This is a genomic window from Bacillus sp. RZ2MS9, from assembly GCF_001816185.2.
GTDB classification, from domain to species: Bacteria; Bacillota; Bacilli; order Bacillales; family Bacillaceae_G; genus Bacillus_A; species Bacillus_A cereus.
Genome location: NZ_CP049978.1, coordinates 3508523 through 3531869 on the forward strand (window position 1 = coordinate 3508523; position 23347 = coordinate 3531869).

Here is a 23347-nt window from a genome sequence, read left to right on the forward strand (position 1 = left end):
ACCCCCTATTCCATCTTTAATCGTTTTTGTAGTTGTTCCCTCGCGCGTGATAATCTTGATTTCACTGTTCCTTTCGGTATTTCTAACAGCTTTGCTATACTCTCTTGATTCATATCTTCATAATAATAAAGCACCGTAACAGCTCTTAATTCTTCATGTAACGATTGAATCGCATTACACAAATCTATATCTTCATACTGATCACACGCACTCATATTGTAATCATTCTCTTCTGTCACAATTACATTTTTATACGCTCTAATAATATTGTTACACTCATTTATTAGTATTCGAATTAACCAAGTGTGAAAAAATTCTTCTTTTTTTAATTTTTTTATATTTTCATAGGCTTTTAAAATTGTTGTCTGTATCGCATCCTCTATATTTGTCTCATCACGTAACATCGCCTTTGCTATTCGATACATCTTCACTTTTTCTGTATGTATAAGCGCTATAAAGGCTTCATGATCACCTTTTTTCGCTAAAGAAACATCCGTTTCTTCTTTTATAACCATTTTATATAAAGGGATTACTTTCACAATCGCTCCTCCTGCTTCATCCTCACTTCATCACTTCCAATTTAACTTTACATGTATTAGACGTATGAACCTAGAAAAAGGTTCACTTTTTTGAATATTTTTGTAATTAAAAAGATAAATATCCTTTATAAGGATGCAATAAACATACTAGTTTAAATTTACAAATAAAAAAAGCCCACTTTCTCAGTGGACTTTCTACTCTATAACGGTAAATCCCTCTTCCTAAATACTACAATCGCTACGATAAAAATACAAAGCGCTACAGCAGTTAAACCTATGCTTACCGGCCATATATTATATGATCCTTCAGCAATTTCTTTCGGACGAAACAGCGTGAATAATGATAGGTTTTTCATCCATTCTAACTTATCACTTAACTTCCCTACCATATCCAATACGAAAAATAAGATAGTTAAACTCGCTGAATAACTTAGTGCTTTTCTTTCGTCATTACATATACAAGAAAAGAAAAATGAATACGCACTAACGACTAAAAATATGAGCCCTCCGACTACATTTATCTTCAAAAATAACTCTTTATTTAAGTTATTATCTTGTAAAAACCATTCTGCACCTACTAACCCAGCTACATACGTAACAGATACAATAATCAGAAGTCCCAATATGAGAACAGCAGCTTGTGTAATCGCAATTTGCACTCTAGATACAGGTGTTGCTAGCATGTATGCCATTGCTCCTTTATCTACATGACGAGCAATTAAATGTGTCGCAACTGTTACGCAAAAAATTGTTAAAATGATAATAAACAATAAACTATAGTATTCGCCCGCTAGAAAATCCATTACGTTTTGAATCGGACTTTCCATACCAACGATTTTTTTCACACTATCAGGCATGGCACCTATTAATTCATTTAGCCCTTTCGCTGATACCATTGACGGGAATATCCAAATTAATAACCACAGATATAAAGCTGCACCAGACGCATAACTCAAAATACTTTTTTGTGTTTCTTTCAAACTAGCTAAAAATAATTGCTTATTCATGCGTTATCCCTTCTTTCTTATCGTAATAATGCATAAATAAATGTTCTAAATCCATCGCTCTCGTTTGAAGTGCCGTTACATTGTAGTTTGAAAGTGTTTGTAAAACAGTTTGATAGTTTCCTTGTACAATGATAGATGCCTCTCTGCCTTTTACCGCTTCAAATTGCAAATTACACTTTGTAAGAGACTCAATCTCTTCTTGTGATGATACTGTTACATCTATCACTTGTCTTCTCATACTTTGTAAATCGTGAATATTTTCAACTGTTACGAGTCGACCATCTTTAATAATAGCTACTCTGTCACAAGTTCTCTCAATTTCAGTGAAAATATGCGAAGACATAAGAATTGTTTTTCCTCTTTGCTTTTCCTCTAATATTAAATCTATAAACACTTGCTGCATAAGTGGATCAAGTCCAGATGTTGGTTCATCTAAAATTAACACCTCTGGATCGTGCATAAATGCAGCGACTATCCCTACTTTTTGCTTCATTCCTTTAGACATTTTGCGAATCGGTGTTTTCACATCAAATTGCAGACGCTCTATCAGTTCATCTCGTCTTTTCGTATCCTTTAATCCACGCATTCCTTGCATTAACTTTAAAAACTCTAATCCATTCATTCCTTCAATAAAAGAAATTTCTCCTGGTAAATAGCCAACTTCCCTTTGAATTTTCGCTGCTTCATTCCAACAATCTAATCCGAAAATTGTCGCTTTACCAGCTGTCGGTTTTATAAATCCCATTAAATTACGAATCGTCGTTGATTTTCCGGCACCATTCGGTCCTAAATAACCAAATACTTCTCCCTCTTTTACATCAAATGTAATATGAAACAAACCTTTTCCATTCGAAAACTGTTTTGTGACATCTTGAACTGAAATCATAATTCCACCTCATTTTTTGAAATATTTAATATGTGATATTTCAAAATTATTGTACTCCTCATCTTTCATATTCGCAACAACTTTTTGAAATATTTATCAGTCTATATTTCAAAATTATTGTTTTCCATTATTTTTTCTTGTATATTTTAAGTGAGGTGATTGCATTGAACGGCTTTGAAAGAGTAAAAGAAAAGAAAAAGCGTGCCATTAAAGAAGCAGCATTCTTATTATTTTCAGAACGTGGATTTAATGAAGTGAAAATAGAACATATCGCAAAAGAAGCAAACGTTTCTCAAGTTACAATTTATAATCATTTCGGAAGTAAAGATGCGTTATTTAGGGAGCTTATACAAGAATTTATCATATCTGAATTTCAATATTATAAAGAGCTTGCAGAAGAAAAATTACCTTTTCATGATATGATGCAAAAAATGATTGTAAGAAAAATGAATACTGGCGGATTATTTCAACCTGATATGTTACTACAAATGATGCAAAGGGACGAAGAACTCCGTAAGTTTATTTATAGTTATCAAAATGAAAAAATCCTACCCTGGTATTTAGAAATATTAGAACGAGCTCAGCGCAAAAACGAAATTAATCCACACCTTACTAAAGAAATGATGTTACTTTACATTCAAATGTTTACAAAATTAGGTGATGAATTTGGAGCACAACTTCTTGAAGGAGATCGGGAAAAACATATAAAAGATATCGTTACGATGTTCTTCTATGGTCTTTCTGTTCCACAAAAGTAATTTTTCTAAAGAACAAATAAAATCACCAAAAAGCCCCTTGGATATTTAAATCGCAAGGGCTTTTTCATATCAAAAAATGACTAAAACTAACTTTATCTTAAAGAAGTTAAATGCTGCTTTATAGATAACACCTTATTATAGATTAACTCTTTTAGCATCACAGGCTGAATTGAAATAATCGTTTCACCAAAATTTAGAAAATAACTTGAAATAAACTCAACTTCTTGCTTGTTAAAATAGCCTGTTATACTATAATTTTCATTTTCTTTTTGTATCCTCATGGAAGGATAATTCTCTTTATCAAAAATATCTTTTCCTTTTTGATTAACAATGACACTAAAATCAATTGCATCAGGTTTTCTGTGAAAGTTTGTAAGATAACTTAATAGTTCTTCAAGAGTTTTTGAATTCGTGTTGCTTGTTTCCTCAATAGAAAGAATTTTATCACATCTAATTATTTGAACATCATTTGTCTCAAAATTAAAGATTTTAGCATACCACTGGCCAAATTTAGATTCGATTCGAATAAATTGGGCGACCAATACTTTCTCCTCATCTTTTTTTAAATATGTTAAATAATAAACTCGCTCAGCAAAAATCCCCTGTAAAATTTCTTTTAAGAACGGACTAAAATTACTATGATTTGTTACTTCAAAGGAAAGCGTTCGTTCCATAATCGAAATGTTTTTACTCACATTATCAGGTAGTACATGTTTAAATTTATTTTCAAGCGCAATACTTTCTATATTAAATGGTTTTGTCTTGTATCCATTTAGTGTAAGAATCGAAAAGTATAACGCATACATTTCATCCACACTAAAATAAATTGGCGATAACACACTGTTTTCTATAATTTTATAACTTCCATTTCTACCTAGTTCAGAGTATATGGGTACACCTATTTCTTCCAATGATTGAATATCTCGTAAAGCTGTACTTTTAGAAATATCATATCTAACCATTAAATCTTTTAAATTAAAATTTCTTTTATTATTTAAGAAAATAAGCATATCATTTATTCGTTCCGTTTTTTTCATATTTACCTCCCGAAAGGTGTCATGTATTGAAACCTTTTTAGTCTATATTATAATTATTAACTAATAAAGGAGTTGTAAATTTATGACATTAGAAATAGCTATTTTTCTCTCAATGAATGGGCAAGCAAAGGAGGCAATTAACTTTTATACACGTAATTTAGAAGCCAAAAAATTAATGGTTGTTACGTATGAAGAACTGGCGAAAAGAGATCGTTCTTTTAAAATTACAAGTGAAAATAAAGAACATATCGCTCACTCTGTTTTACAAATTGGGAATACAAAGCTAATGATAGCAGAAGATACAATGAATACTAATGAACGTTATAACGTTGGAAATAACATGTCACTTTGCATTCAAAGCGCTAATTTAGAAGAAATACAAAGGTTTTATAATAATTTAATTTCCGATAAGCATGTGAAAATAATCTCTCCGCTAGAAAAAAATATATTTAGTGAAGCATATGGTATTATTGAAGATCCTTATGGCATACAAATCCAATTAATGTATGATAAACGACTAAACTAAATAATTAATCATATTCACATATTCCTAATAAAAAGACACGAATTTCGTGTCTTTTTATTTTATAGAAATGACTCTACCTTTTTCACTGCTTTCAATCGCTAATTGAATCAGTTTAATAACATCTAAACCTTCTTTTGCTGTTACAGGTAGTTTCTCACCATTTAATATACTATCTCGTACACCTTTATAATAATTGTCATAACAACCGACTTCTGTTGGAATACGCTCTAAGCTTTCTTCTGTTTCTAAAGTAGCAAAATTCTCTTCATCGTCTACTCCATAACCGTTATCACCTGGCTTCATTCCATTTTTTAATTGCTCTTCCTGCGAATCCATACCGTACTTCACGATAGAACCTTTCTCTCCATGCACTATAAAATGCGGTCCAGCTTTTTTCACATAACTGCTACTACGTAAAATGACACGTTTAACTCCGTAATGAAGTACTATGTGGAAATAATCATCCACCTCTGCACCTGGTCTTTGTTTTATTACATCTGCACTTATCGCATCGGGTTTCCCGAATATTGATAACGCTTGGTCAATTAAATGCGATCCTAAATCGTATAATATACCGGAGCCTGGTAGATTTTTTTCCCTCCATCGATCACGTACATGTGGACGGAAACGATCAAAATTCGATTCATATGCGTATACATTCCCTACTCTGTTTTCTCCTAACAATTTCTTAATTGTTAAGAAATCATTATCAAAACGACGATTATGATATACGCTTAACATTACATTATGCTGCTCTGCTAATGAAATAAGCTTTTCCCCTTCTTCAATTGAGACAACAAATGGTTTTTCTACAACAACATGCTTACCGTTTAAAATTGCTTCTTTTACATATGGAAAATGAGTTGTATTAGGTGATGTAATAACAACTAAGTCAACATCAGCTCGCTTCACCAATTCATCAATTGTACTAACAACATTAGCATTTGGTAATGTTTCTTTTACTACCTCTTCTTTTGAGGATAATACAGCACGAATATCATATTCTTCTATCGTTTGTAATAGTGGGATATGAAATGTCGTACTAGAAAAACCAAATCCTACAATCCCTACACCTATTTTTTTCATGTTGCCCCTCCATTTGTCCCGCTTTAACAGGCAGTAAGATTCCTAACCAAAAATTCAGCGAAAGCTAAGGAATTAGGTGAGAAATCAACTGCTTGTTAAAGCCCGATTGGTTCAACTAATAATCAGTGTGGATAAAGAAAATCCCCATTGATTAAAGTTTCACTTTATGAGAACGATTTCATTGAGTTATTATAACAAGATTATTATTATTTACATAATAAATTGCCTAGAAAAAAGCATCTTGCTATTATTCATAGCAAGATGCCCTCTTTATTCTGGTCTTTTCTTCGTCCACGTTTCTACTACTTCACCAGTATCATTAACATCTAGCACTAGGCTACCATTACTATACCGGTCTTTATTTCGATACGCTTTCGGATCAATCTCTTCTACAATGTTTTTCTCTGTCTTCATGTAAACTAATTCATCGTCCCGAACAATTTCAATACCGACAATGCGGTACGGATTACGTTTTAATTCTTTGAAAATAACAAGACCTCGTTTCGCCCTCGTTGATTTTTCAATTTCTGATGCTTTTAGACGTTTTACAGCACCGCGCTGTGTTACGAGAATAAGTTGATCTTTGTCACCATTTAACGGTTTACCAGAAGCGACATAGTCATCTTCTTTTAAATTAATTGCTTTCACGCCAGCAGCTCTTACACCGACTGGACTTACTTCATCTTCATGGAAAATAAGTGCATATGCACCGTGTGTAGCAAGAACGATATCACTCGTTCCATCTGTCGCAAATATATCGACAACTTCATCATCTTTTTTCAAGTTTACAGCAACGAATGCCCTTGAATAACGCTGAACTTTATATTGATTTAATTCTGTTTTCTTTATCATACCATTTCTTGTTACAAATACGATAAATCGTTTTTCTTCCTCAAAGTTCTGTACAACCGTTGCCCAAATGATTGTTTCATCCCGGTCGAGTGAAACGATATTAGCAACGTGCTGACCTAAATCTTTCCAACGAATATCTGGCATTTCGTATACTGGCAGATATATATAGTTTCCTTTATTCGTAAATAAGAGGACTGTCTCTGTCGTATTCGTATCGAATCGTTCAAGTAAGATGTCACCCTCTTTCATACCGAAGTCTTTGCCGTTTGAGGCATTGTGTGAGCGCCATCCAGTACGTTTCACATACCCTTCTTTCGTTACAGTAACGATGACATCTTCTTGTGGGATCATCACTTCTACATCGATTTTAATTTCCTCGATTTGATCTTCAATAATTGCGCGTCGATCATCACTATATGTTTTCTTAACTCTCTTTAAATCTGTTTTAATTACTTGAAGTAATCTTTTTTCACTTTGTAAAATTGCCTGTAGCTCAATAATTTTCTTATTAAGCTCATCTGCTTCTTCTTGTAACGCCGTAATGTCTGTATTCGTTAAGCGATATAATTGCAAGGAAACAATTGCTTCTGCCTGTGCTTCTGTAAAGCCAAATTTTGCACTTAAATTATCTTTCGCGTTACGTTTATCTTTTGAAGCTCGAATTGTTTCAATTACTTGGTCTAAAATCGATAATGCTTTCTTTAAACCTTCTACAATATGTTGACGATTTTCTGCTTTTCTTAATTCATATTGCGAACGTCTCGTAATAACCTCTTTTTGATGTCCAATATAAGCATCTAAAATTTTCGGTAATGTCATAAGTGTTGGACGACGATTATTGATCGCTACCATATTAAAGTTATATGGAATTTGCAAATCTGTATTTTTATATAAATAATTTAAAATACCTTCGGCGTTTGCTTCTTTCTTTAATTCAACAACAATTCGTAAACCAGTACGATCTGTCTCATCACGCACTTCAGCAATACCATCTAACTTTTTATCTAGACGTAATTCATCCATTTTCTTTACAAGATTTGCCTTATTCACTTCGTAAGGAATTTCAGTGATTACAATTTGTTGTTTCCCACCGCGCACTGTTTCAACTTCTGCTTTTCCGCGAATAATAATTTTACCTTTACCTGTTTCATACGCCTTTTTAATACCATCAATCCCCTGAATAATACCGCCTGTTGGGAAATCTGGTCCTTTCATAACTGTTAATAAATCATCAACAGTACTATTTGGCTTATCAATACGCATCATTGTAGCATCAATAACTTCTCCAAGATGATGCGGAGGAATTTCTGTTGCATAACCAGCGGAAATCCCTGTAGATCCGTTCACTAATAAATTCGGGAACGCTGCTGGTAATACAACCGGTTCTTCACTCGTATCATCAAAGTTTGACACGAATTCAACTGTTTCTTTATCAAGATCACGTAATAATTCAGATGCGATTGGTGATAAACGAGCTTCCGTATAACGCATCGCTGCCGCTGGGTCCCCATCAACACTACCGTTATTACCATGCATTTCAACTAAAACATTACGTACTTTCCAAGTTTGGCTTAAGCGTACCATTGCTTCATATACAGAGGAATCTCCATGTGGATGATAATTACCGATAACATTACCTACTGTTTTAGCTGATTTACGAAACGCTTTATCATGTACATTACCTTCTACATACATAGAATATAAAATACGTCTTTGTACTGGCTTTAAGCCATCACGTGCATCTGGAAGTGCACGATCTTGAATAATATATTTACTATAACGTGCAAAGCGATCACCTAACACGTCTTCAAGCGGGAGGTCATGAAACTTCTCTGCTTGCATGTTATTCCACCTCCGTCTCCATAATCATTTCATTTTCTAAAATATTTCCTTCTTCTTGCATACCAAACTGTACATTACGTTCAATCCATTTACGGCGCGGTTCTACTTTATCGCCCATTAATGTTGTAACGCGACGCTCTGCTCTTGCTGCATCATCAATTTTCACGCGAATTAATGTACGCGTTTCAGGATTCATTGTTGTTTCCCATAATTGATCCGCATTCATTTCACCAAGTCCTTTATAACGTTGTAGCATATAGCCTTTTCCAACTTTTTTCGTTACACCGTCTAATTCCTCGTCTGACCAAGCGTATTCAATTACCTCACTCTTACCTTTTCCTTTACTTACTTTGTATAAAGGAGGAAGCGCGATAAACACTTTACCAGCTTCGATAAGTGGCTTCATATATCTGTAGAAGAACGTTAATAACAATACTTGAATATGAGCCCCATCCGTATCGGCATCGGTCATAATTACAACTTTATCGTAGTTAATATCTTCAACATCAAATTCATTTCCTACACCGCCGCCAATCGCATAAATGATTGTATTAATCTCTTCATTTTTAAAGATATCAGCAAGCTTTGCTTTTTCTGTATTAATTACTTTACCACGTAACGGTAATACGGCCTGGAAACGTCGGTCTCGTCCTTGTTTCGCAGAACCACCGGCAGAGTCACCCTCTACTAGGTACAGTTCATTTTTTTGCGGGTTACGTGATTGTGCAGGTGTTAATTTCCCGCTTAACGTACCTTCTGATTTTTTCTTTTTCTTACCACTACGCGCTTCTTCTCTTGCTTTACGGGCTGCTTCACGGGCTTGTGCTGCTTTAATTGCTTTTCTCACAAGAAGTGTAGCTACATCAGGATTTTCTTCTAAAAAGTATGCTAAATGCTCAGATACAATGGCATCAATTGAAGAACGCGCTTCACTTGTACCTAGTTTCCCTTTCGTTTGCCCTTCAAACTGAAGCACTTCTTCTGGTACACGTACCGAAACGATAGCCGCTACACCTTCACGAATATCTGTGCCTTCTAAGTTTTTATCTTTTTCTTTTAATAGTGCTACTTTACGAGCATACTCGTTAAACACACGCGTCATCGCTGTTTTAAATCCAGCTTCGTGTGTTCCACCATCTTTTGTACGTACGTTATTTACAAACGATAAAATGTTTTCTGAGTAGCCATCGTTAAATTGAAATGCTAGTTCTGCTTCAATTCCATTTTGTTCACCAGTGAAATATACAACTGGATGAATGGAATCTTTTTCTTCGTTTAAATATGAAACGAAAGCTTCAATTCCCGTTTCATAATGAAATACATCCTCTAAATCATTTCGTTCATCTTTTATTGAGATTTTCATTCCTTTTAATAAGAATGCAGATTCACGTAATCTCTCACATAATGTTTCATAATTATAATTTGTTGTGCTGAAAATCGTTGTATCTGGTTTGAAATGCATCGTAGTACCAGACTCTTTCGTCTTCCCGATTTTCTCAAGCGTCGTTACAGGAACACCGCCATTTTCAAAGCGTTGTTCGTAAATATTTCCGTCACGCTTAATCGTTACGACTAACCATTCTGATAAGGCATTTACAACCGATGCCCCAACACCGTGCAAACCACCACTCGTTTTGTAACCACCTTGACCAAACTTACCACCGGCATGAAGTACAGTTAAAATAACTTCAGGTGTAGGTTTCCCAAGTTTATGCATTCCCGTAGGCATTCCTCGCCCTTTATCTATAACGCTAATACTATTATCTTTATGTATTACGACTGAAATTTCGTCGCCAAATCCCGCTAACGCTTCGTCAACGGAGTTATCTACTATTTCATATACTAAATGATGCAATCCACGGCTGTCCGTGCTCCCGATATACATACCCGGGCGTTTTCGAACGGCTTCAAGTCCTTCTAACACTTGAATCGCATCTTCATTATATTGGAACTGATGCTTCGCCAAACTCCTTGCCCCTTTCCTAATCCAAAATCAGAACATATGTTTCTATTATAGAATAACGCCTCGACTATAGTTTTGGCAAGTTATCTTATCTCTTTTATATACCATTTTCAATAGAAAAATCCTTGTTTTCTCACAAGGATTCCTCTAGGCTACTATTTCAGAAAAATAATCGTTTGTCAACGAGAAATGGATATGTATTCCAAGATTACACATTCCAAACCTTTATTATGATCCAAATGATCAAGATCCAAAATGGGATTACAAATAACAACCCCCAAAAACAGCCTTTAAAAAATCTCATGATGAACACCTCGTTCATCGGCCCTACTTATCTATAATGAGGGCTGAATCAATCTTTCTACCTTTAAATCTATACTATTTTGTCATCGCATGTTCTACTTTAATACAACGATCCATTATTACAGTATAGTCTTTTTCTTTTAAAAATTTGTATGTATCCTCATCTTGTACTCCTAATTGTGCCCAAAAAACATCTGCATCAATCTCTACAAATTCTTTTGCAACATCCATTAAAAACTCTGAGCGACGAAATACATTTACTATGTCAACGTGTTCCTTAATATCCTTTAGTGAAGAAACTGCCTTTTCTCCAAGCACCTCATCTACTGTTGGATTAACTGGAATAATGCGGTATCCAGCATCTTGCATTGCTTTTGAAACCATATACGATGTACGTTCTGGCTTATCTGATAATCCAACAACCGCAATTGTTTTGCTTTTCTTTAACACTTCACCAATTTCCGTACGAGTTGGGTTTTCAATTGTCATAATTAATCCCTCCTATTCCTTTAGTATAGCCGATAAAGAAAGTCTCTTTCAATATGAAAGAGACTTTCTTTTATTTCGATTATTGATTCTTTGTAGCTGAATTATCTGCTAAAGTAGCCGATTTCGTCATTTTTTGACCGTTACGGTAGAATGTAACTTCTACTTTCTCGCCTACTTTTTTCTTTTCATATAAATATTTACGGAATTGAAGCGCATTCTCTACTTTTTGATTATCTAATGCTACTACAATATCATATTGCTCTAAACCAGCTTTTTCAGCCGGTGATATTGGGTAAATTTTACCTAATACAACACCATTCGTTACTTCTTTCGGTACTTTCAATTGATTGACTGCATAAGCTTGCACATCTTCTAATGAAACGACACCTACTCCAAGCGCTGGACGTTTCACTACTCCGTCTTTTTCAAGTGATTCAATAACTGGCTTTGCGATATTAATTGGAATAGCAAATCCAATTCCTTCAACTTCTTGTTGTGCAATTTTACTTGAATTAATCCCAATTATTTCACCATTTTGGTTAAATAATGCACCACCACTGTTACCAGGGTTAATCGCTGCATCTGTTTGAATAACTTGTGCTTGCCAATCTGGTCGTTTATCGCCATCAATATCAACTGGAATTTCACGTTCTTTACTACTGATTATACCTTCCGTTACACTTCCATCAAAACCTAGTGGGTTACCGATTGCAATTGCTTTTTCACCCGCGCGGATTTTACTTGAGTCACCTAAAGTTGCAACTTTATTCACATTAGCCCCGTCAATTTCAACAACAGCTAAGTCTAACCAAGGATCTTTCCCTACTAACTTTGCATCTACCTTTTTACCATCACTTAGTTTTACAGCAAGTTTATTTGCACCATCTACTACGTGGTTGTTTGTTACGATATATGCTTTATTCCCTGCTTTTTTATAAATAACACCTGATCCTGAACCAGCTTGTTGTTCTTGACCTGTCGGTTGCATTGCAAATGGATCAACACTTTGTTGCATATTAATAACACCTACAACAACATCTTTCGCCCCTTCAATCATACCAGGTAAATCAGTTTCATTTTTCGCTTTATTTACAACAGGAACTACAGTACCTTCTACTTTTGAATCCGAACTAAATGATGATACTGGCGCTCCATTATTTTGAGCCCATGGCATATATGGTGCTGCAAAACTAATCGAAACCGCTCCGACTACAGCCCCCACTAAACCTGTGAAGAAATAGCCTTTTTTACTACCTGATTTTCTCACTTCTCTCGTTTCACTATGCTCTTCATTTAAATTTGGTCCGTCGTAATATCCCATGTTTTATTTCCCCTCTCTGGTGAATTCGTATTTTCAGTATAGTCACGTTTTGTGTCCTTCTTGTGAACTCATCGTGAAATCTAATTAAAAAAATACTCCTATCTAACATTGTAGACAAAAAAAGTATTTTTTGTACATTCTACCTTCAAAAGAGAGTATAAAATCGCCATTTCCCTAGGCTAAATTACACAAATCGTTCTAGATTATTCTTCAAATTTATAACCAACTCGAATAACAGTACCGATATGCTTCGCTTTATCTCCTAGCTTATTTCGAAGTTTTTTAATATGGGTATCAACCGTTCTGTCATCACCGTAATAGTCATATCCCCATAACTGATCTAATAAATGTTGACGTGATAACACGATTCCTTTGTTCTCCATTAAATACACAAGAAGTTCAAATTCTTTATGTGTCAATATAATTTCTTCTCCATCTACTAAAACAGTTCTAGATAGACGATTTACTTCTATTCCAGCTAAAGACATAGCATTTTCTTCCGCTACTCCTACCGCACCATCCGCACGTTTCAATAACGTCTTTGCGCGAGCTACTAATACTTTCGGGCTAAATGGTTTCGTTACATACTCGTCTGCACCTAATTCGAAACCTAGCAATGTATCATCCTCATCCGAACGTGCTGTCAACATAATAATTGGTACTGCTGATTCTTTTCTAATTCTTCTACAAACAGACCATCCATCTATTTCCGGTAACATAATATCTAACATAATTAAATCAATTTCATGCTCTGCAAATAACTCTAACGCTTTTTTTCCATCTTCTGCTTCGATTACTTCAAAGCCTTCATTACGAAAATAATCACTAACAATTTCACGTAATCTTCTTTCATCTTCAACAAGCAATACTGTTTTATTCATATAATCTATCCCGCCTTTTTACTCTTTCAATCGAATAATACGTTGATTGGAGCTTCCGCGAAATGGAAGTGTTAAATCTTTTTTCTCAATTTCAAACCTTCCATCGACTAAAACATCCCCATAATGTAACAACTCTATCATATCATTATTTTGAGAACTCTGTATCTCTTCTAACGTATAACCTGTATACATCCATAGGTTTTTTTTCAAATCTTTCACGATTTTTGCTACCTTTTTCACTTCAGCAGCTTGAAAAAATGGATCTCCACCTGAAAATGTTACATCAGTTAATGGATTACTTGCAATCTCTTTCACAATTTCTTCTACTGTCATTTCCGTTCCATTGCAAATATTCCACGATTTCGGATTATGGCAACCAACGCAACGATGCGGACAGCCCGCAAAAAACACGACTGTCCGCAATCCTTCTCCATCTACTACACTATCATGAATAATATTCATCACTTTCATTTATGTTTCACCCGATCTATCTCTTCACTACGTTTCGCACTATTCCACTTCGACATATCTCCTACAAGATAGCCTGTTATACGGCGAATTCTTTCTATATTAGCCTCATCTTTATTCCCGCAACTTGGACATTCATTCCCAATAACCCCGTGATAACTACAGCACTTACAACGGTCAACAGGATGATTAATTGAACCGTATCCAACGCCATGTTCTGCCATGGCTTGTACAATTTGTTTTAATGCCTTTTTGTTATGCATTGCTGCTCCATCTAGTTCAATATAAGTAATGTGTCCTCCATTACAGAGAGCGTGGAAAGGGCCTTCTAAACGGATTTTATTTATCGCTTGAATGTTATAATAAACTGGAATATGGAATGAATTCGTATAGTAATTATGGTTCGTTATACCGTTAATTTCACCAAATTCTTCTCTATCTTTTTTCACAAACTTCCCTGATAATCCTTCTGCTGGAGTTGCAATTACTGAGAAATTCAGTTGATGTTCTTCTGTCGCTTTATCCATTCTATCTCTCATAAAGGAAATAATTTCATACCCAAGTTTCCATGATTCTCCATCTTCCCCATGATGCTTTCCTGTTAAAGCTACTAAACATTCCGCAAGACCGATAAAACCAATACTTAACGTCCCTTGTTTTAAAATCGAGGCTACGGAGTCTTCAGGCTGCAACGTTTCTCCACCACGCCATACACCTTGTGAATATAAAAACTGAAAATCTCTTGCTCGCTTCGTACATTGATACGCATATCTTTCTAATAGCTGCTTAATTCCTAAATCTAAATAATAGTTTAGCGCTTCAAAAAACGCTTCTTTTGAACCACTAATTAACGCTAATTTCACTAAATTAATAGACGTAAATGATAAATTCCCTCTACCAATCGCTGTTTCTTCTCCATGTATATTAGACATAACACGGGTACGACATCCCATGTAACATACTTCACTTTCTGGTCTTCCATCATAATGTACTGCATTAAACGGAGCATCTAAAAATGAAAAGTTAGGGAATAATCGTTCAGCCGTTGTCTCTAATGCTAATTCAAATAAATCGTAGTTCGGATCACTTTCTTCAAAATTCACACCTTTTTTCATCTTGAAAATTTGAATCGGAAAAATCGGTGTCTCTCCTTTACCAAGTCCAGCTTGTGTCGCTTTTAAAAGTTGTTTAATTAACATTCTTCCTTCTTTTGATGTATCGGTTCCATAATTAATAGAAATAAACGGTACTTGTCCTCCGCCCCTACTATGCATACTATTCGAATTATGAACGAAAGCCTCACACGCTTGATACGTATCATTTTCCGTTTCTTTCCATGCGAATTCTTCTATTTGTTCTTTCGTAAGCGGATATGATTGTAATCGTTTTTTATGTCTCTCAATTGTTTTTCGTACATAAGGTGCTAAATCAATATCAAAGAGTGCAAACGATTGACCACCATGCTGCATATTTTGATTCGCTTGAAAAATAATAGACGAAAGAGCCAATGCACTTTTAATGTCTTGCGGTTGTCTCATATGTCCATGTCCAGTATCAAAACCGTTAGCAAGCATTTGCGCTAACGGAATTTGTGAACAAGTCGTCGTTCCTGTTGCATAAAAATCTAAATCATGTGGATATAATATATTTTCATTTATCGCTTTTTTCACTTGATCTGACAATAAATTCTCAACAGCATAATATTTTGCACTCTCAGATGCGAACGTTCCCATTACGCCCATTGGAGAGCGGCCGTCTACATTTGCATTTTCTTGCATCAAATCTTGTTCATTGCCGTGGACTATTGTCTCAAACACTTTCATTAATTCTTCTTCTCCACGTGTATTATTTTGTAACATTTATAACCCTCCACCAATATGTTGTTATCTTTTGATTAAAATGTTACTACATATAGTCTTACTGTTTCTGTGAGAAATGTAACATTACTGTGAAATTTTTTTCACGAAATAATGAATTTTTCATTTACAAAAAAGAAATGTGCTCTTTACAAATGTATGGTACAATATACGGGAAAAACTCTTTTTACCCTTTATCAACACATTTGAATAAAGGAGACTGAACTTATGGTTACTACATATCTTTTATTTATCGTTGCCTACTTACTTGGCTCGATTCCATTTGCACTAGTTGTTGGAAAAATCGGCTACGGAATCGATATTCGTGAGCACGGGAGCGGTAATCTAGGCGGAACAAACACATTCCGCACATTAGGGAAAAAAGCAGGTTTTACCGTTACAATTGCTGACATTTTAAAAGGGACATTAGCAACAAGTCTACCAATGATTTTCGGATTAGATATTCATCCACTATGGTTCGGGTTAGCGGCTGTTCTTGGACATGTCTATCCAATCTTCGCAAAATTCCGCGGTGGTAAAGCAGTTGCAACTTCTGCTGGGGTGCTATTATGCTATTCACCAGTTGTTTTTGCAATATTGGCTGTTGTATTTTTCACCCTTTTATTTACAACAAGATACGTATCACTTTCTTCTATGGTAACAGCAGTTGTTGCTGTTATTGCATCCATTGTTAGCGGGGATAAAATCTTCATTATTGCGATGTGTTTATTAGCAGGTATGGTTATTTATAAACACCGTGCAAATATCGGACGAATTATAAATAAAACTGAACCAAAAGCAAACTTTTCAAAAAAGCAAAAATAAGATCGTAACCCACATAACGCAAAAAGAAAACGTGAAGCATATTAATAGCGTCTTTTTGCGTTATTTTTTATACTAAAGAAAAAGCAACATAATTTGGAGGAACTATACATGAATCTTTCCGTAACAAAAGAAGCAGCACAATGGTATAAAAATGAATTAAACTTACAATCAAATGAAACACTACGCTTTTTCGTACAATACGGTGGTTGCAGTACTGTGCAAAAAGGACTTTCTTTAGGGATTCGTAAAGATGATCCTGCACATCCTGCTGTTCAAATTCAAGAAGAAGGTATTAACTTCTTTATTGAAGGCGATGATGAATGGTTCTTCGATGGACATAATTTATCTGTTACACTTAACGAAGGTGACGACTTCCCACAATTTAATTATGAAAAATAAAAAAACGTGGCTTCTGCCACGCTTTTTTATTTTTTCTTAATTTCCTCATATTTCGCATACCACTCAGGATATAACTTTTTAAATGATACAGGGCGGAACCCTTCTTTTTTCGCACAAATATTCGTCGTACTTGCAGTAATACAAAGTTCACCATCACCATTATATATTTCATATCCATATACAACGCGAAGTGGGCTCACAGTATCTACCCATGTTTTTACGATTGCTTTTTCTCCGTAACGCATCGCTTTACGGTATGAAATTTGTAAATCTAACACAGGAGAAATAATTCCTTCTTTCTCCATTTCAACATATGAAAAACCTAAATCTTGTATAAGTTTCGTGCGACCTAACTCAAGCCACACTAAGTAGTTTGAATGGTAAACAACACCCATTTGATCTGTTTCCGCATAACGGATTTCAACTTCATGTTCTGCTACAAACATATGTATTCGCCTTCTTTCACTTCTGCTACCTTGCATACATTTAATCATAATACAGTGACATCAAAAATAAAATAAAAATAGTGAATCTTTTCCCGAAAGGAGCAAGCATATGATTCAAATTGTAACGGTTCGTAGCGGTGATAGCGTATATAGCTTGGCATCAAAATATGGATCAACACCTGACGAAATAGTAAAAGACAATGGACTAAATCCCGCTGAAACGCTCGTTGTTGGTCAGGCACTTATCGTTAATACGAAAGGAAATAATTATTATGTACAGCCTGGTGACAGCCTCTATCGGATTTCTCAAACATATAATGTCCCCCTCGCTAGTTTAGCTAAAGTTAATAATTTATCTTTAAAATCTATTCTCCATGTCGGACAACAATTATATGTACCAAAAGGCACAAAACGAGCTGTAGAATCCATCGCTTATTTACAACCTTCCACTATACCGATTAAAGAGAGTTTAGTTAATGCTACACGTGCCATCAATCCATTTTTAACATATTTAGCTTATTTTAGTTTTGAGGCAAAAAGAGATGGCACATTAAAAGAACCTACTGAAACAGCTAAAATTGCTAATATTGCAACGCAAGGGCAAACAATCCCTATGCTCGTTATTACAAATATTGAAAATGGTAATTTCAGTGCCGATCTAACATCGGTTATTTTACGCGACGCAACGATTCAAAACAAATTTATTACTAACATTTTGCAAACAGCTGAAAAATATGGCATGCGAGACATTCATTTCGATTTCGAGAGTGTAGCACCCGAAGACCGCGAGGCGTATAATCGCTTTTTACGAAATGTAAAAACACGCTTACCTAGCGGGTACACATTAAGCACAACTCTCGTACCGAAAACAAGTTCAAATCAAAAGGGAAAATTTTTCGAAGCCCATGATTATAAAGCGCAAGGGCAAATTGTTGATTTCGTCGTCATTATGACATATGACTGGGGTTGGCAGGGCGGGCCACCAATGGCAATCTCTCCTATCGGTCCTGTAAAAGAAGTACTTCAATACGCAAAATCTCAAATGCCTCCCCAAAAAATTATGATGGGGCAAAACTTATACGGATTCGATTGGAAACTTCCGTTCAAACAAGGGAATCCACCAGCAAAAGCAGTTAGCTCTGTCGCAGCTGTTGCACTTGCTCGTAAATATAATGTTCCTATCCGCTATGATTTCACAGCTCAAGCTCCACATTTTAATTACTTTGACGAAAATGGCGTACAACATGAAGTTTGGTTTGAAGATGCGAGGTCTATTCAAAGTAAATTCAATTTAATGAAAGAGCAGGGCATTGGCGGTATTAGTTATTGGAAGATTGGCTTGCCATTTCCACAAAATTGGCGTTTACTTGTTGAAAACTTTACGATTACGAAAAAGGGCTGACAAAAGTCAGCCCTTTTTGTACATTTTGTTAAGATTCATCTTTGATTTCACTTTTTAATGAGTCAATACTTTCTAAACGTCTTTGATTTTTTGCTTCAATAGTAGCACGATCTTTTTCATTAGAAAGTTCCGCTGTTTCTTTTGCTTCATTAAAGTTATCAACTGTATTTTGCACCATTTCTTGTAACTTTTCAGCGTTGTCACTTCGATTATCTGGATTTGGCATGTACTTCCCTCCTAATATTGTATATACACACCATCTTAAATTACCTATCTTTCCTCAAATTTATACATAAAAAAGGAGAATGTAATATTCTCCTTTTCTTTAACCATTATCAACAATCGGTTGTTTACCTGTTTGATCTTGCATTTGCTTTCCTTTATTTCCACCAGCTTTTTTTGATTGTGTTCCAATATGATTCGGTGCAAAGTCTTTTGAATTTTTTTTCGGATTACCCATTACTATCGCCTCCTTAACACTAGTATCGTACTAGTGTTAAGAATTATTCAGCTTGCTTAAAAAGTTTCATTTCATAACGTTTTTCAATGCGCTCTTCAATGCGATCAATTGCCTCACGATCGCTTAATAATTGTTGTTTATTTTCATTTACAAGTTCTTCAAACGATTTACGGCGACTTCTTCTCATGTTGTTCACCCTCTCTCCTTCGCTTTCTTATTACATAGTATGAGCAAACAAAAAACTCTTTAATCAGATTTGTAAGAAAATTTTATGTTTTAGTACTCCTAAAAAAACTCCGTGTACAATATATTGCACACGGAGTTTTTTATACCATAATATTTAAATACTCTTTCAACTTTTCATCTGCATTCATTTCATTTTCTTTATAATCATGAAGCGCCTGTAATACAAAATCATACTGCTCTAAAATATAACTTTCTAATTTCATAACATCCTCTAAGCTATTAAGCATAATTCTCGTATTACCAACTTCACTTTTTAACGCCGGTTCACATTTTAAACTTGTACATATTTCTTTCACATCTTCTTCTAATATCTCTGTTAATACATATTTCTTTCGCCCTTTTACCTTTAATCTCATAACTGGATAAAAAGCTTTTATATCTAAATAACTTCCTACGTTCATACAACGTAGCCATTCTACATTACGTTTATTACATGCAAGTATTTCTTTCACCGCTTCATATACCGCAGTTTCATCAAGCATAGCCTTATTTACTTTTCGTTTCCCTTCTTCTTCAATAGCTGCACACTTTTGATAAACAGCAGCACACGTAATGCAATCGTCAAATGCATTATGAGAGCTTAAACGAATTCCAAGCATTCGTTTTAACGTTTCAAGTTTATGATTAGGCGCATGCTTCATGTATTTCTTTGCTAAAAATACAGTATCAATTACTTTATTTTTAGGTTCAGGCAACCCAAGCATATTTACATTACTTTTCAAAAAGCGCATATCAAAAGAAGCATTATGGGCCACAATAACATTTGTATGTAAAAATGCTAAAAATAAAGGTAACACTTCTTCAATCGTCGGTGCATCTGAAACGCGATAATTAGTAATACCTGTTAAACTCGTTATTCGGTCCGGAATTGGCCGCTCTGGATTCACGTATGAAACAAATTGATCTACTAATTCATGATTACGATATTTCACTGCTGCAACTTGAATAATTTTATCATTATAAGGGTTAAATCCTGTTGTTTCAAAATCAATTACAACATAATCTAACGGTAAGGATACATTCCCCACTCCATACACTCCTTTATCTCTAAACGGTTATATTTCTTACATCATATCATGAAGTGATTACTACTTGAAAAAGAAAAGGCAGAAATGGGAACTCTCCATCTCTACCTTTTCACCATTATTTTAATTTAGCAACTCTTTTCTCCATCTCTTTTTGTGTCATCGGCCCAATAAACTTATCTTGAATGACACCTTTTGTATCTATAAAATACGAAGTTGGAATCGTAATTACTTTATAAGCTGTTGTCACATCAATGTTCTTGTCCAATAAAATAGGAAAAGTAATTCCTTTTTCTTTAGCAAAATTGCTTACCTTCTCTTCCCCCCCACCTTTTTCTGAAGGCGTATAATTGACCGCTAAAATTTCTACGTTCTCTTTATGTTCTTTATAGAAAGCCTCCATATCAGGCATTTCTTGCTGACATGGTCCACACCACGTAGCCCAAAAGTTTAAAATTACTTTCTTTCCTTTTAAATCCGATAACTTTACATTTGTCCCATCTAACTTCGTTAATGTAAAGTCCGGTGCACTCTTCCCTATCTCAATACCATTCCTTGCGATAATCTCTTTCATCGCAGCTTCACTTTTTTCTTGCTTCACTTTTACCGCCTGCTCTTTATGACCAAACTGTTCATAAGCTGCATATCCCGCTAAACAAAGTAACACTACAATAATCGTAAGCTTCCGCCACATTTTATATCACCCTAACGTATTATCTTCTTTTAACACATTCATCACAATACTATATACCTTATTTTAGCTTATACGGACAAGCTTGGAAATATTCACATTCTAAATAATCAGAATTTTTATAACTAATATGAAATATTTACCTTTTAATCATATAATTAGAAATACATAGAACATTTTACAATGAAAGGAGCTCTCATGAATTTATTTTAAAAAATACTTCTATATATTCTTAGTTTTATATTTTCCCCAATCGGAATTATCACATGGATTATCTCACTATTTAGTAAAGATCCTGAAAAAAAACAAGTTGGACATATTTGTCTCTATATCGCATTAATCTCATTTATCCTTTTGGCAGGCCTCGGCATTATTACTTTTTTCACGATGACTACCATTACTACTATAGAATAGCTATAGAAAGGATGATTGTTTTGGGAGAACACCCTATCACCAAAGAGCTACGCTATATACGAATATGCTTAGTTATTTTAATAATCGTTCTTTTATTTTTCAACAGTGAAAAAGTCGTTGAAATTTCTACAAATCATGATTCCATAGAAAATGTTCCCACCAGTAATATGACACAAATCGCGGAAAATACATTCGCTATTCAAGAATATAATCCATTACTAAGTAGCGAACATACAATTAAGATTTTCAAATATAATCCAGATACAAATCAACTTACTCTCGTCAAAGAAGTTAATTCTAGTGATTCGAATTCTTATACTTATCAACTTAATGAGACCGAATAAAGTGAAACTTTAATCAGCCCTCACCAATCGGGCTGCCCGGCAAATAGCGGAATAAAGATAAGAGCATTACATATCTCTTATCTTTTTGTTTGCAACTCTTTGTACAATGAGTTGCAATTTAATAATTCTCTAGGATTCCCACATTCCACAATAGTCCCATTCTTTATGACAACAACACAATCTGCTATCATCGCTCTCTCTACATCATGTGTTGCCACAATTCTCGTTACATCTCTTCCTATCCCTTCAATCATATTCCAAACCAGTTCTTGATTGCCCGGATCTAGCCCAGCCGTCGGTTCATCTAAAATAATAAGAGTTGGATTTGATACAATCGCCCACATAACGGACAGGGAAAAAGAGCATCTCAATTGTCGCTAACACTGCAATGAGTGAACCAACTTCTATTTCTCCCCTCATTATTTTTTGTGCACCTATAATGAGAACAACAATATATGCTCCTGTTTCAATCACCGTTCCAACTACTCCAATGCAATGTTGCATCATCGTCTTCTTTACTTCTGATTTATACGATTGTGCCGTTACTTCTTTAAATAAGCGAATTGCCCATTTTTCTTTTTGTAAACTCCGCAAATCTTGTATCCCCTTTACAAACTGTGACACCATCTCTACAACACTTGAGTGATTTTTTTGAGAAACGCTTGCAATATCTCTTACCTTTTCTCCCATCAGTATTGGAACAATTGTACTTAAAAATAAAAACGGAGTTACCCACAATATAAACTGTATATCTATATGTTGTAGTGCTATGAAAGCTCCAATAAATTGGGCAATAGCGTGTATATATTCTATTAATATAGAGCCATATAATCTGACCCAGTTTGGAATATCAGACACGACCAAAGTTTCTAACTCTCCTTGCTTAATCTTCTCACTCTCTTCAAACGGTAATGAGAAATAGTAATAGTGACGCAATAATTCTATACGTTTCGTTTGTAATATACGTTGACTCGCTTTTGAACTTATATAATCAAATAAAAGATTGTTCGCCCACATTAAAAAGTGACTGCCCGCAAACAAAGCTATATATACATACGCACCTTTTAGCTCCCTTTGAATAAGATTGTCTACAATTAATCCCATGAAAATTGGGCGAGATAAATTTAAAATGGCAGCAATTATCCCACTGCATACAGCTGCTATTACTAATATTTTTTCTTTCTGTAACGGTAACAAAATTCTTTTATATTCTTTCATAATATCCCCTCCATTTTTATAGTAAAAAGAAAGGGATGAAACCAAATGGTTTCATCCCTTTCC

The 23347-nt window shown here is 34.7% G+C and carries 25 protein-coding genes and 1 pseudogene; 7 read left to right on the top strand and 19 right to left on the bottom strand.

The genetic code is table 11. The annotated features are described in order from the left end of the window. Nucleotides 1-5: 5 nt before the first annotated feature. The 3 genes from BHV55_RS17815 to BHV55_RS17825 form a co-directional block, all read right to left on the bottom strand. Nucleotides 6-539, bottom strand: coding sequence for an RNA polymerase sigma factor (locus BHV55_RS17815; protein WP_000864758.1), 534 nt, complete (start codon nt 537-539; stop codon nt 6-8). A 200-nt stretch (nt 540-739) separates the two neighbouring features. Then, a complete protein-coding gene (locus BHV55_RS17820; protein ID WP_001041439.1) occupies nt 740-1546 on the bottom strand; it encodes an ABC transporter permease subunit in 807 nt (268 codons plus the stop codon). Beyond that, entirely contained in the window at nt 1539-2432 is an 894-nt protein-coding gene (locus tag BHV55_RS17825; protein ID WP_000626568.1) for an ABC transporter ATP-binding protein, read from the bottom strand. Before BHV55_RS17825 ends, BHV55_RS17820 begins: the two co-directional genes overlap by 8 nt. 155 nt (nt 2433-2587) lie before the next feature. Between BHV55_RS17825 and BHV55_RS17830 the strand changes: the two genes are divergently transcribed. Continuing rightward, nucleotides 2588-3190 carry a TetR/AcrR family transcriptional regulator gene (locus BHV55_RS17830; RefSeq protein WP_002005560.1) on the top strand — a complete coding sequence of 201 codons (603 nt, stop codon included), beginning with the start codon at nt 2588-2590 and terminating at the stop codon, nt 3188-3190. A gap of 92 nt (nt 3191-3282) precedes the next feature. Here BHV55_RS17830 and BHV55_RS17835 read toward each other — a convergent pair whose 3' ends face one another. After that, nucleotides 3283-4227, bottom strand: a complete 945-nt coding sequence (locus BHV55_RS17835; protein ID WP_048568323.1) for a helix-turn-helix transcriptional regulator — start codon at nt 4225-4227, stop codon at nt 3283-3285. An 82-nt stretch (nt 4228-4309) separates the two neighbouring features. Between BHV55_RS17835 and BHV55_RS17840 the strand changes: the two genes are divergently transcribed. Further along, the gene (locus tag BHV55_RS17840; RefSeq protein ID WP_000171346.1) at nt 4310-4753 is read left to right on the top strand and encodes a VOC family protein; all 444 of its coding nucleotides are present in this window, start codon (nt 4310-4312) and stop codon (nt 4751-4753) included. 54 nt (nt 4754-4807) lie between these two features. Here the strand turns inward: BHV55_RS17840 and BHV55_RS17845 are convergent, their stop codons facing one another. The 8 genes from BHV55_RS17845 to BHV55_RS17880 all read right to left on the bottom strand — a co-directional run bounded on the left by BHV55_RS17845 (nt 4808) and on the right by BHV55_RS17880 (nt 15817). Next, nucleotides 4808-5839, bottom strand: a complete 1032-nt coding sequence (locus tag BHV55_RS17845; protein ID WP_048568324.1) for an oxidoreductase — start codon at nt 5837-5839, stop codon at nt 4808-4810. A 270-nt stretch (nt 5840-6109) separates the two neighbouring features. Beyond that, nucleotides 6110-8533 (bottom strand): DNA topoisomerase IV subunit A, encoded by a 2424-nt coding sequence (gene parC, locus BHV55_RS17850; protein WP_001147465.1) that lies wholly within the window; start codon nt 8531-8533, stop codon nt 6110-6112. Between the two features lies 1 nt (nt 8534). Continuing rightward, on the bottom strand, nt 8535-10499 hold the full coding sequence (parE, locus tag BHV55_RS17855) for a DNA topoisomerase IV subunit B (protein WP_001062202.1): 1965 nt from the start codon (nt 10497-10499) through the stop codon (nt 8535-8537). Nucleotides 10500-10874: 375 nt separating this feature from the next. Beyond that, a complete protein-coding gene (locus BHV55_RS17860) occupies nt 10875-11288 on the bottom strand; it encodes a CoA-binding protein (RefSeq protein ID WP_000151387.1) in 414 nt (137 codons plus the stop codon). Between the two features lie 79 nt (nt 11289-11367). Next, on the bottom strand, nt 11368-12609 hold the full coding sequence (locus BHV55_RS17865; RefSeq protein ID WP_000542641.1) for a S1C family serine protease: 1242 nt from the start codon (nt 12607-12609) through the stop codon (nt 11368-11370). A 203-nt stretch (nt 12610-12812) separates the two neighbouring features. Next, nucleotides 12813-13490: a response regulator transcription factor gene (locus BHV55_RS17870; RefSeq protein ID WP_001044679.1), complete on the bottom strand. Its 678-nt coding sequence runs from the start codon at nt 13488-13490 to the stop codon at nt 12813-12815. An 18-nt stretch (nt 13491-13508) separates the two neighbouring features. Then, nucleotides 13509-13961, bottom strand: a complete 453-nt coding sequence (gene nrdG, locus BHV55_RS17875; RefSeq protein WP_000867078.1) for an anaerobic ribonucleoside-triphosphate reductase activating protein — start codon at nt 13959-13961, stop codon at nt 13509-13511. After that, nucleotides 13958-15817, bottom strand: a complete 1860-nt coding sequence (locus BHV55_RS17880) for an anaerobic ribonucleoside triphosphate reductase (protein WP_070756879.1) — start codon at nt 15815-15817, stop codon at nt 13958-13960. The genes nrdG and BHV55_RS17880 overlap by 4 nt, the downstream gene beginning before the upstream one ends. Nucleotides 15818-16042: 225 nt before the next feature. On the opposite strand from BHV55_RS17880, the gene plsY reads away from it, so the two are divergent. Both plsY and BHV55_RS17890 read left to right on the top strand, forming a co-directional pair. Then, entirely contained in the window at nt 16043-16639 is a 597-nt protein-coding gene (gene plsY, locus BHV55_RS17885; RefSeq protein WP_000258974.1) for a glycerol-3-phosphate 1-O-acyltransferase PlsY, read from the top strand. Nucleotides 16640-16747: 108 nt separating this feature from the next. Beyond that, nucleotides 16748-17038 carry a HesB/YadR/YfhF family protein gene (locus BHV55_RS17890; protein WP_001054453.1) on the top strand — a complete coding sequence of 97 codons (291 nt, stop codon included), beginning with the start codon at nt 16748-16750 and terminating at the stop codon, nt 17036-17038. A 26-nt stretch (nt 17039-17064) separates the two neighbouring features. Here the strand turns inward: BHV55_RS17890 and BHV55_RS17895 are convergent, their stop codons facing one another. After that, nucleotides 17065-17484: an acyl-CoA thioesterase gene (locus BHV55_RS17895; RefSeq protein ID WP_000495812.1), complete on the bottom strand. Its 420-nt coding sequence runs from the start codon at nt 17482-17484 to the stop codon at nt 17065-17067. Between the two features lie 109 nt (nt 17485-17593). On the opposite strand from BHV55_RS17895, the gene BHV55_RS17900 reads away from it, so the two are divergent. Next, a complete protein-coding gene (locus BHV55_RS17900) occupies nt 17594-18886 on the top strand; it encodes a glycoside hydrolase family 18 protein (RefSeq protein WP_000614862.1) in 1293 nt (430 codons plus the stop codon). Between the two features lie 28 nt (nt 18887-18914). Here the strand turns inward: BHV55_RS17900 and tlp are convergent, their stop codons facing one another. From tlp to BHV55_RS17925, 5 genes are all read right to left on the bottom strand, one after another. Further along, nucleotides 18915-19112: a small acid-soluble spore protein Tlp gene (gene tlp, locus BHV55_RS17905; protein WP_070756880.1), complete on the bottom strand. Its 198-nt coding sequence runs from the start codon at nt 19110-19112 to the stop codon at nt 18915-18917. Between the two features lie 99 nt (nt 19113-19211). Next, nucleotides 19212-19346 carry an acid-soluble spore protein SspN gene (gene sspN, locus BHV55_RS17910; protein ID WP_000527987.1) on the bottom strand — a complete coding sequence of 45 codons (135 nt, stop codon included), beginning with the start codon at nt 19344-19346 and terminating at the stop codon, nt 19212-19214. Between the two features lie 43 nt (nt 19347-19389). Continuing rightward, nucleotides 19390-19533: an FbpB family small basic protein gene (locus BHV55_RS17915; RefSeq protein ID WP_001254703.1), complete on the bottom strand. Its 144-nt coding sequence runs from the start codon at nt 19531-19533 to the stop codon at nt 19390-19392. A gap of 139 nt (nt 19534-19672) precedes the next feature. Beyond that, the gene (locus BHV55_RS17920; RefSeq protein ID WP_000528755.1) at nt 19673-20620 is read right to left on the bottom strand and encodes a 3'-5' exonuclease; all 948 of its coding nucleotides are present in this window, start codon (nt 20618-20620) and stop codon (nt 19673-19675) included. A 115-nt stretch (nt 20621-20735) separates the two neighbouring features. Then, a complete protein-coding gene (locus BHV55_RS17925) occupies nt 20736-21311 on the bottom strand; it encodes a redoxin domain-containing protein (RefSeq protein ID WP_000269054.1) in 576 nt (191 codons plus the stop codon). Between the two features lie 213 nt (nt 21312-21524). On the opposite strand from BHV55_RS17925, the gene BHV55_RS17930 reads away from it, so the two are divergent. Both BHV55_RS17930 and BHV55_RS27785 read left to right on the top strand, forming a co-directional pair. Continuing rightward, nucleotides 21525-21722, top strand: coding sequence for a hypothetical protein (locus tag BHV55_RS17930; protein WP_246874081.1), 198 nt, complete (start codon nt 21525-21527; stop codon nt 21720-21722). Between the two features lie 11 nt (nt 21723-21733). After that, a complete protein-coding gene (locus BHV55_RS27785) occupies nt 21734-22066 on the top strand; it encodes a YmzC family protein (protein WP_082769912.1) in 333 nt (110 codons plus the stop codon). A gap of 77 nt (nt 22067-22143) precedes the next feature. Here BHV55_RS27785 and BHV55_RS17940 read toward each other — a convergent pair. After that, nucleotides 22144-23284: pseudogene (locus tag BHV55_RS17940) on the bottom strand (ABC transporter transmembrane domain-containing protein). Nucleotides 23285-23347 lie beyond the last annotated feature (63 nt).

Coding starts and splice junctions, on each gene's coding strand:
- BHV55_RS17900 (WP_000614862.1), top strand. CDS start 17,594: ATGATTCAAATTGTAACGGTTCGTAGCGGTGATAGCGTATATAGCTTG.
- BHV55_RS17890 (WP_001054453.1), top strand. CDS start 16,748: ATGAATCTTTCCGTAACAAAAGAAGCAGCACAATGGTATAAAAATGAA.
- plsY (WP_000258974.1), top strand. CDS start 16,043: ATGGTTACTACATATCTTTTATTTATCGTTGCCTACTTACTTGGCTCG.
- parC (WP_001147465.1), bottom strand. CDS start 8,533: ATGCAAGCAGAGAAGTTTCATGACCTCCCGCTTGAAGACGTGTTAGGT.
- nrdG (WP_000867078.1), bottom strand. CDS start 13,961: ATGAAAGTGATGAATATTATTCATGATAGTGTAGTAGATGGAGAAGGA.
- BHV55_RS17835 (WP_048568323.1), bottom strand. CDS start 4,227: ATGAAAAAAACGGAACGAATAAATGATATGCTTATTTTCTTAAATAAT.
- tlp (WP_070756880.1), bottom strand. CDS start 19,112: ATGCCAAATCCAGATAATCGAAGTGACAACGCTGAAAAGTTACAAGAA.
- BHV55_RS17845 (WP_048568324.1), bottom strand. CDS start 5,839: ATGAAAAAAATAGGTGTAGGGATTGTAGGATTTGGTTTTTCTAGTACG.
- BHV55_RS17825 (WP_000626568.1), bottom strand. CDS start 2,432: ATGATTTCAGTTCAAGATGTCACAAAACAGTTTTCGAATGGAAAAGGT.
- BHV55_RS17840 (WP_000171346.1), top strand. CDS start 4,310: ATGACATTAGAAATAGCTATTTTTCTCTCAATGAATGGGCAAGCAAAG.
- BHV55_RS17860 (WP_000151387.1), bottom strand. CDS start 11,288: ATGACAATTGAAAACCCAACTCGTACGGAAATTGGTGAAGTGTTAAAG.
- BHV55_RS17820 (WP_001041439.1), bottom strand. CDS start 1,546: ATGAATAAGCAATTATTTTTAGCTAGTTTGAAAGAAACACAAAAAAGT.
- BHV55_RS17925 (WP_000269054.1), bottom strand. CDS start 21,311: ATGTGGCGGAAGCTTACGATTATTGTAGTGTTACTTTGTTTAGCGGGA.
- sspN (WP_000527987.1), bottom strand. CDS start 19,346: ATGGGTAATCCGAAAAAAAATTCAAAAGACTTTGCACCGAATCATATT.
- BHV55_RS17870 (WP_001044679.1), bottom strand. CDS start 13,490: ATGAATAAAACAGTATTGCTTGTTGAAGATGAAAGAAGATTACGTGAA.
- BHV55_RS17865 (WP_000542641.1), bottom strand. CDS start 12,609: ATGGGATATTACGACGGACCAAATTTAAATGAAGAGCATAGTGAAACG.
- BHV55_RS27785 (WP_082769912.1), top strand. CDS start 21,734: ATGATTGTTTTGGGAGAACACCCTATCACCAAAGAGCTACGCTATATA.
- BHV55_RS17895 (WP_000495812.1), bottom strand. CDS start 17,484: ATGTTTGTAGCAGAACATGAAGTTGAAATCCGTTATGCGGAAACAGAT.
- BHV55_RS17915 (WP_001254703.1), bottom strand. CDS start 19,533: ATGAGAAGAAGTCGCCGTAAATCGTTTGAAGAACTTGTAAATGAAAAT.
- BHV55_RS17880 (WP_070756879.1), bottom strand. CDS start 15,817: ATGTTACAAAATAATACACGTGGAGAAGAAGAATTAATGAAAGTGTTT.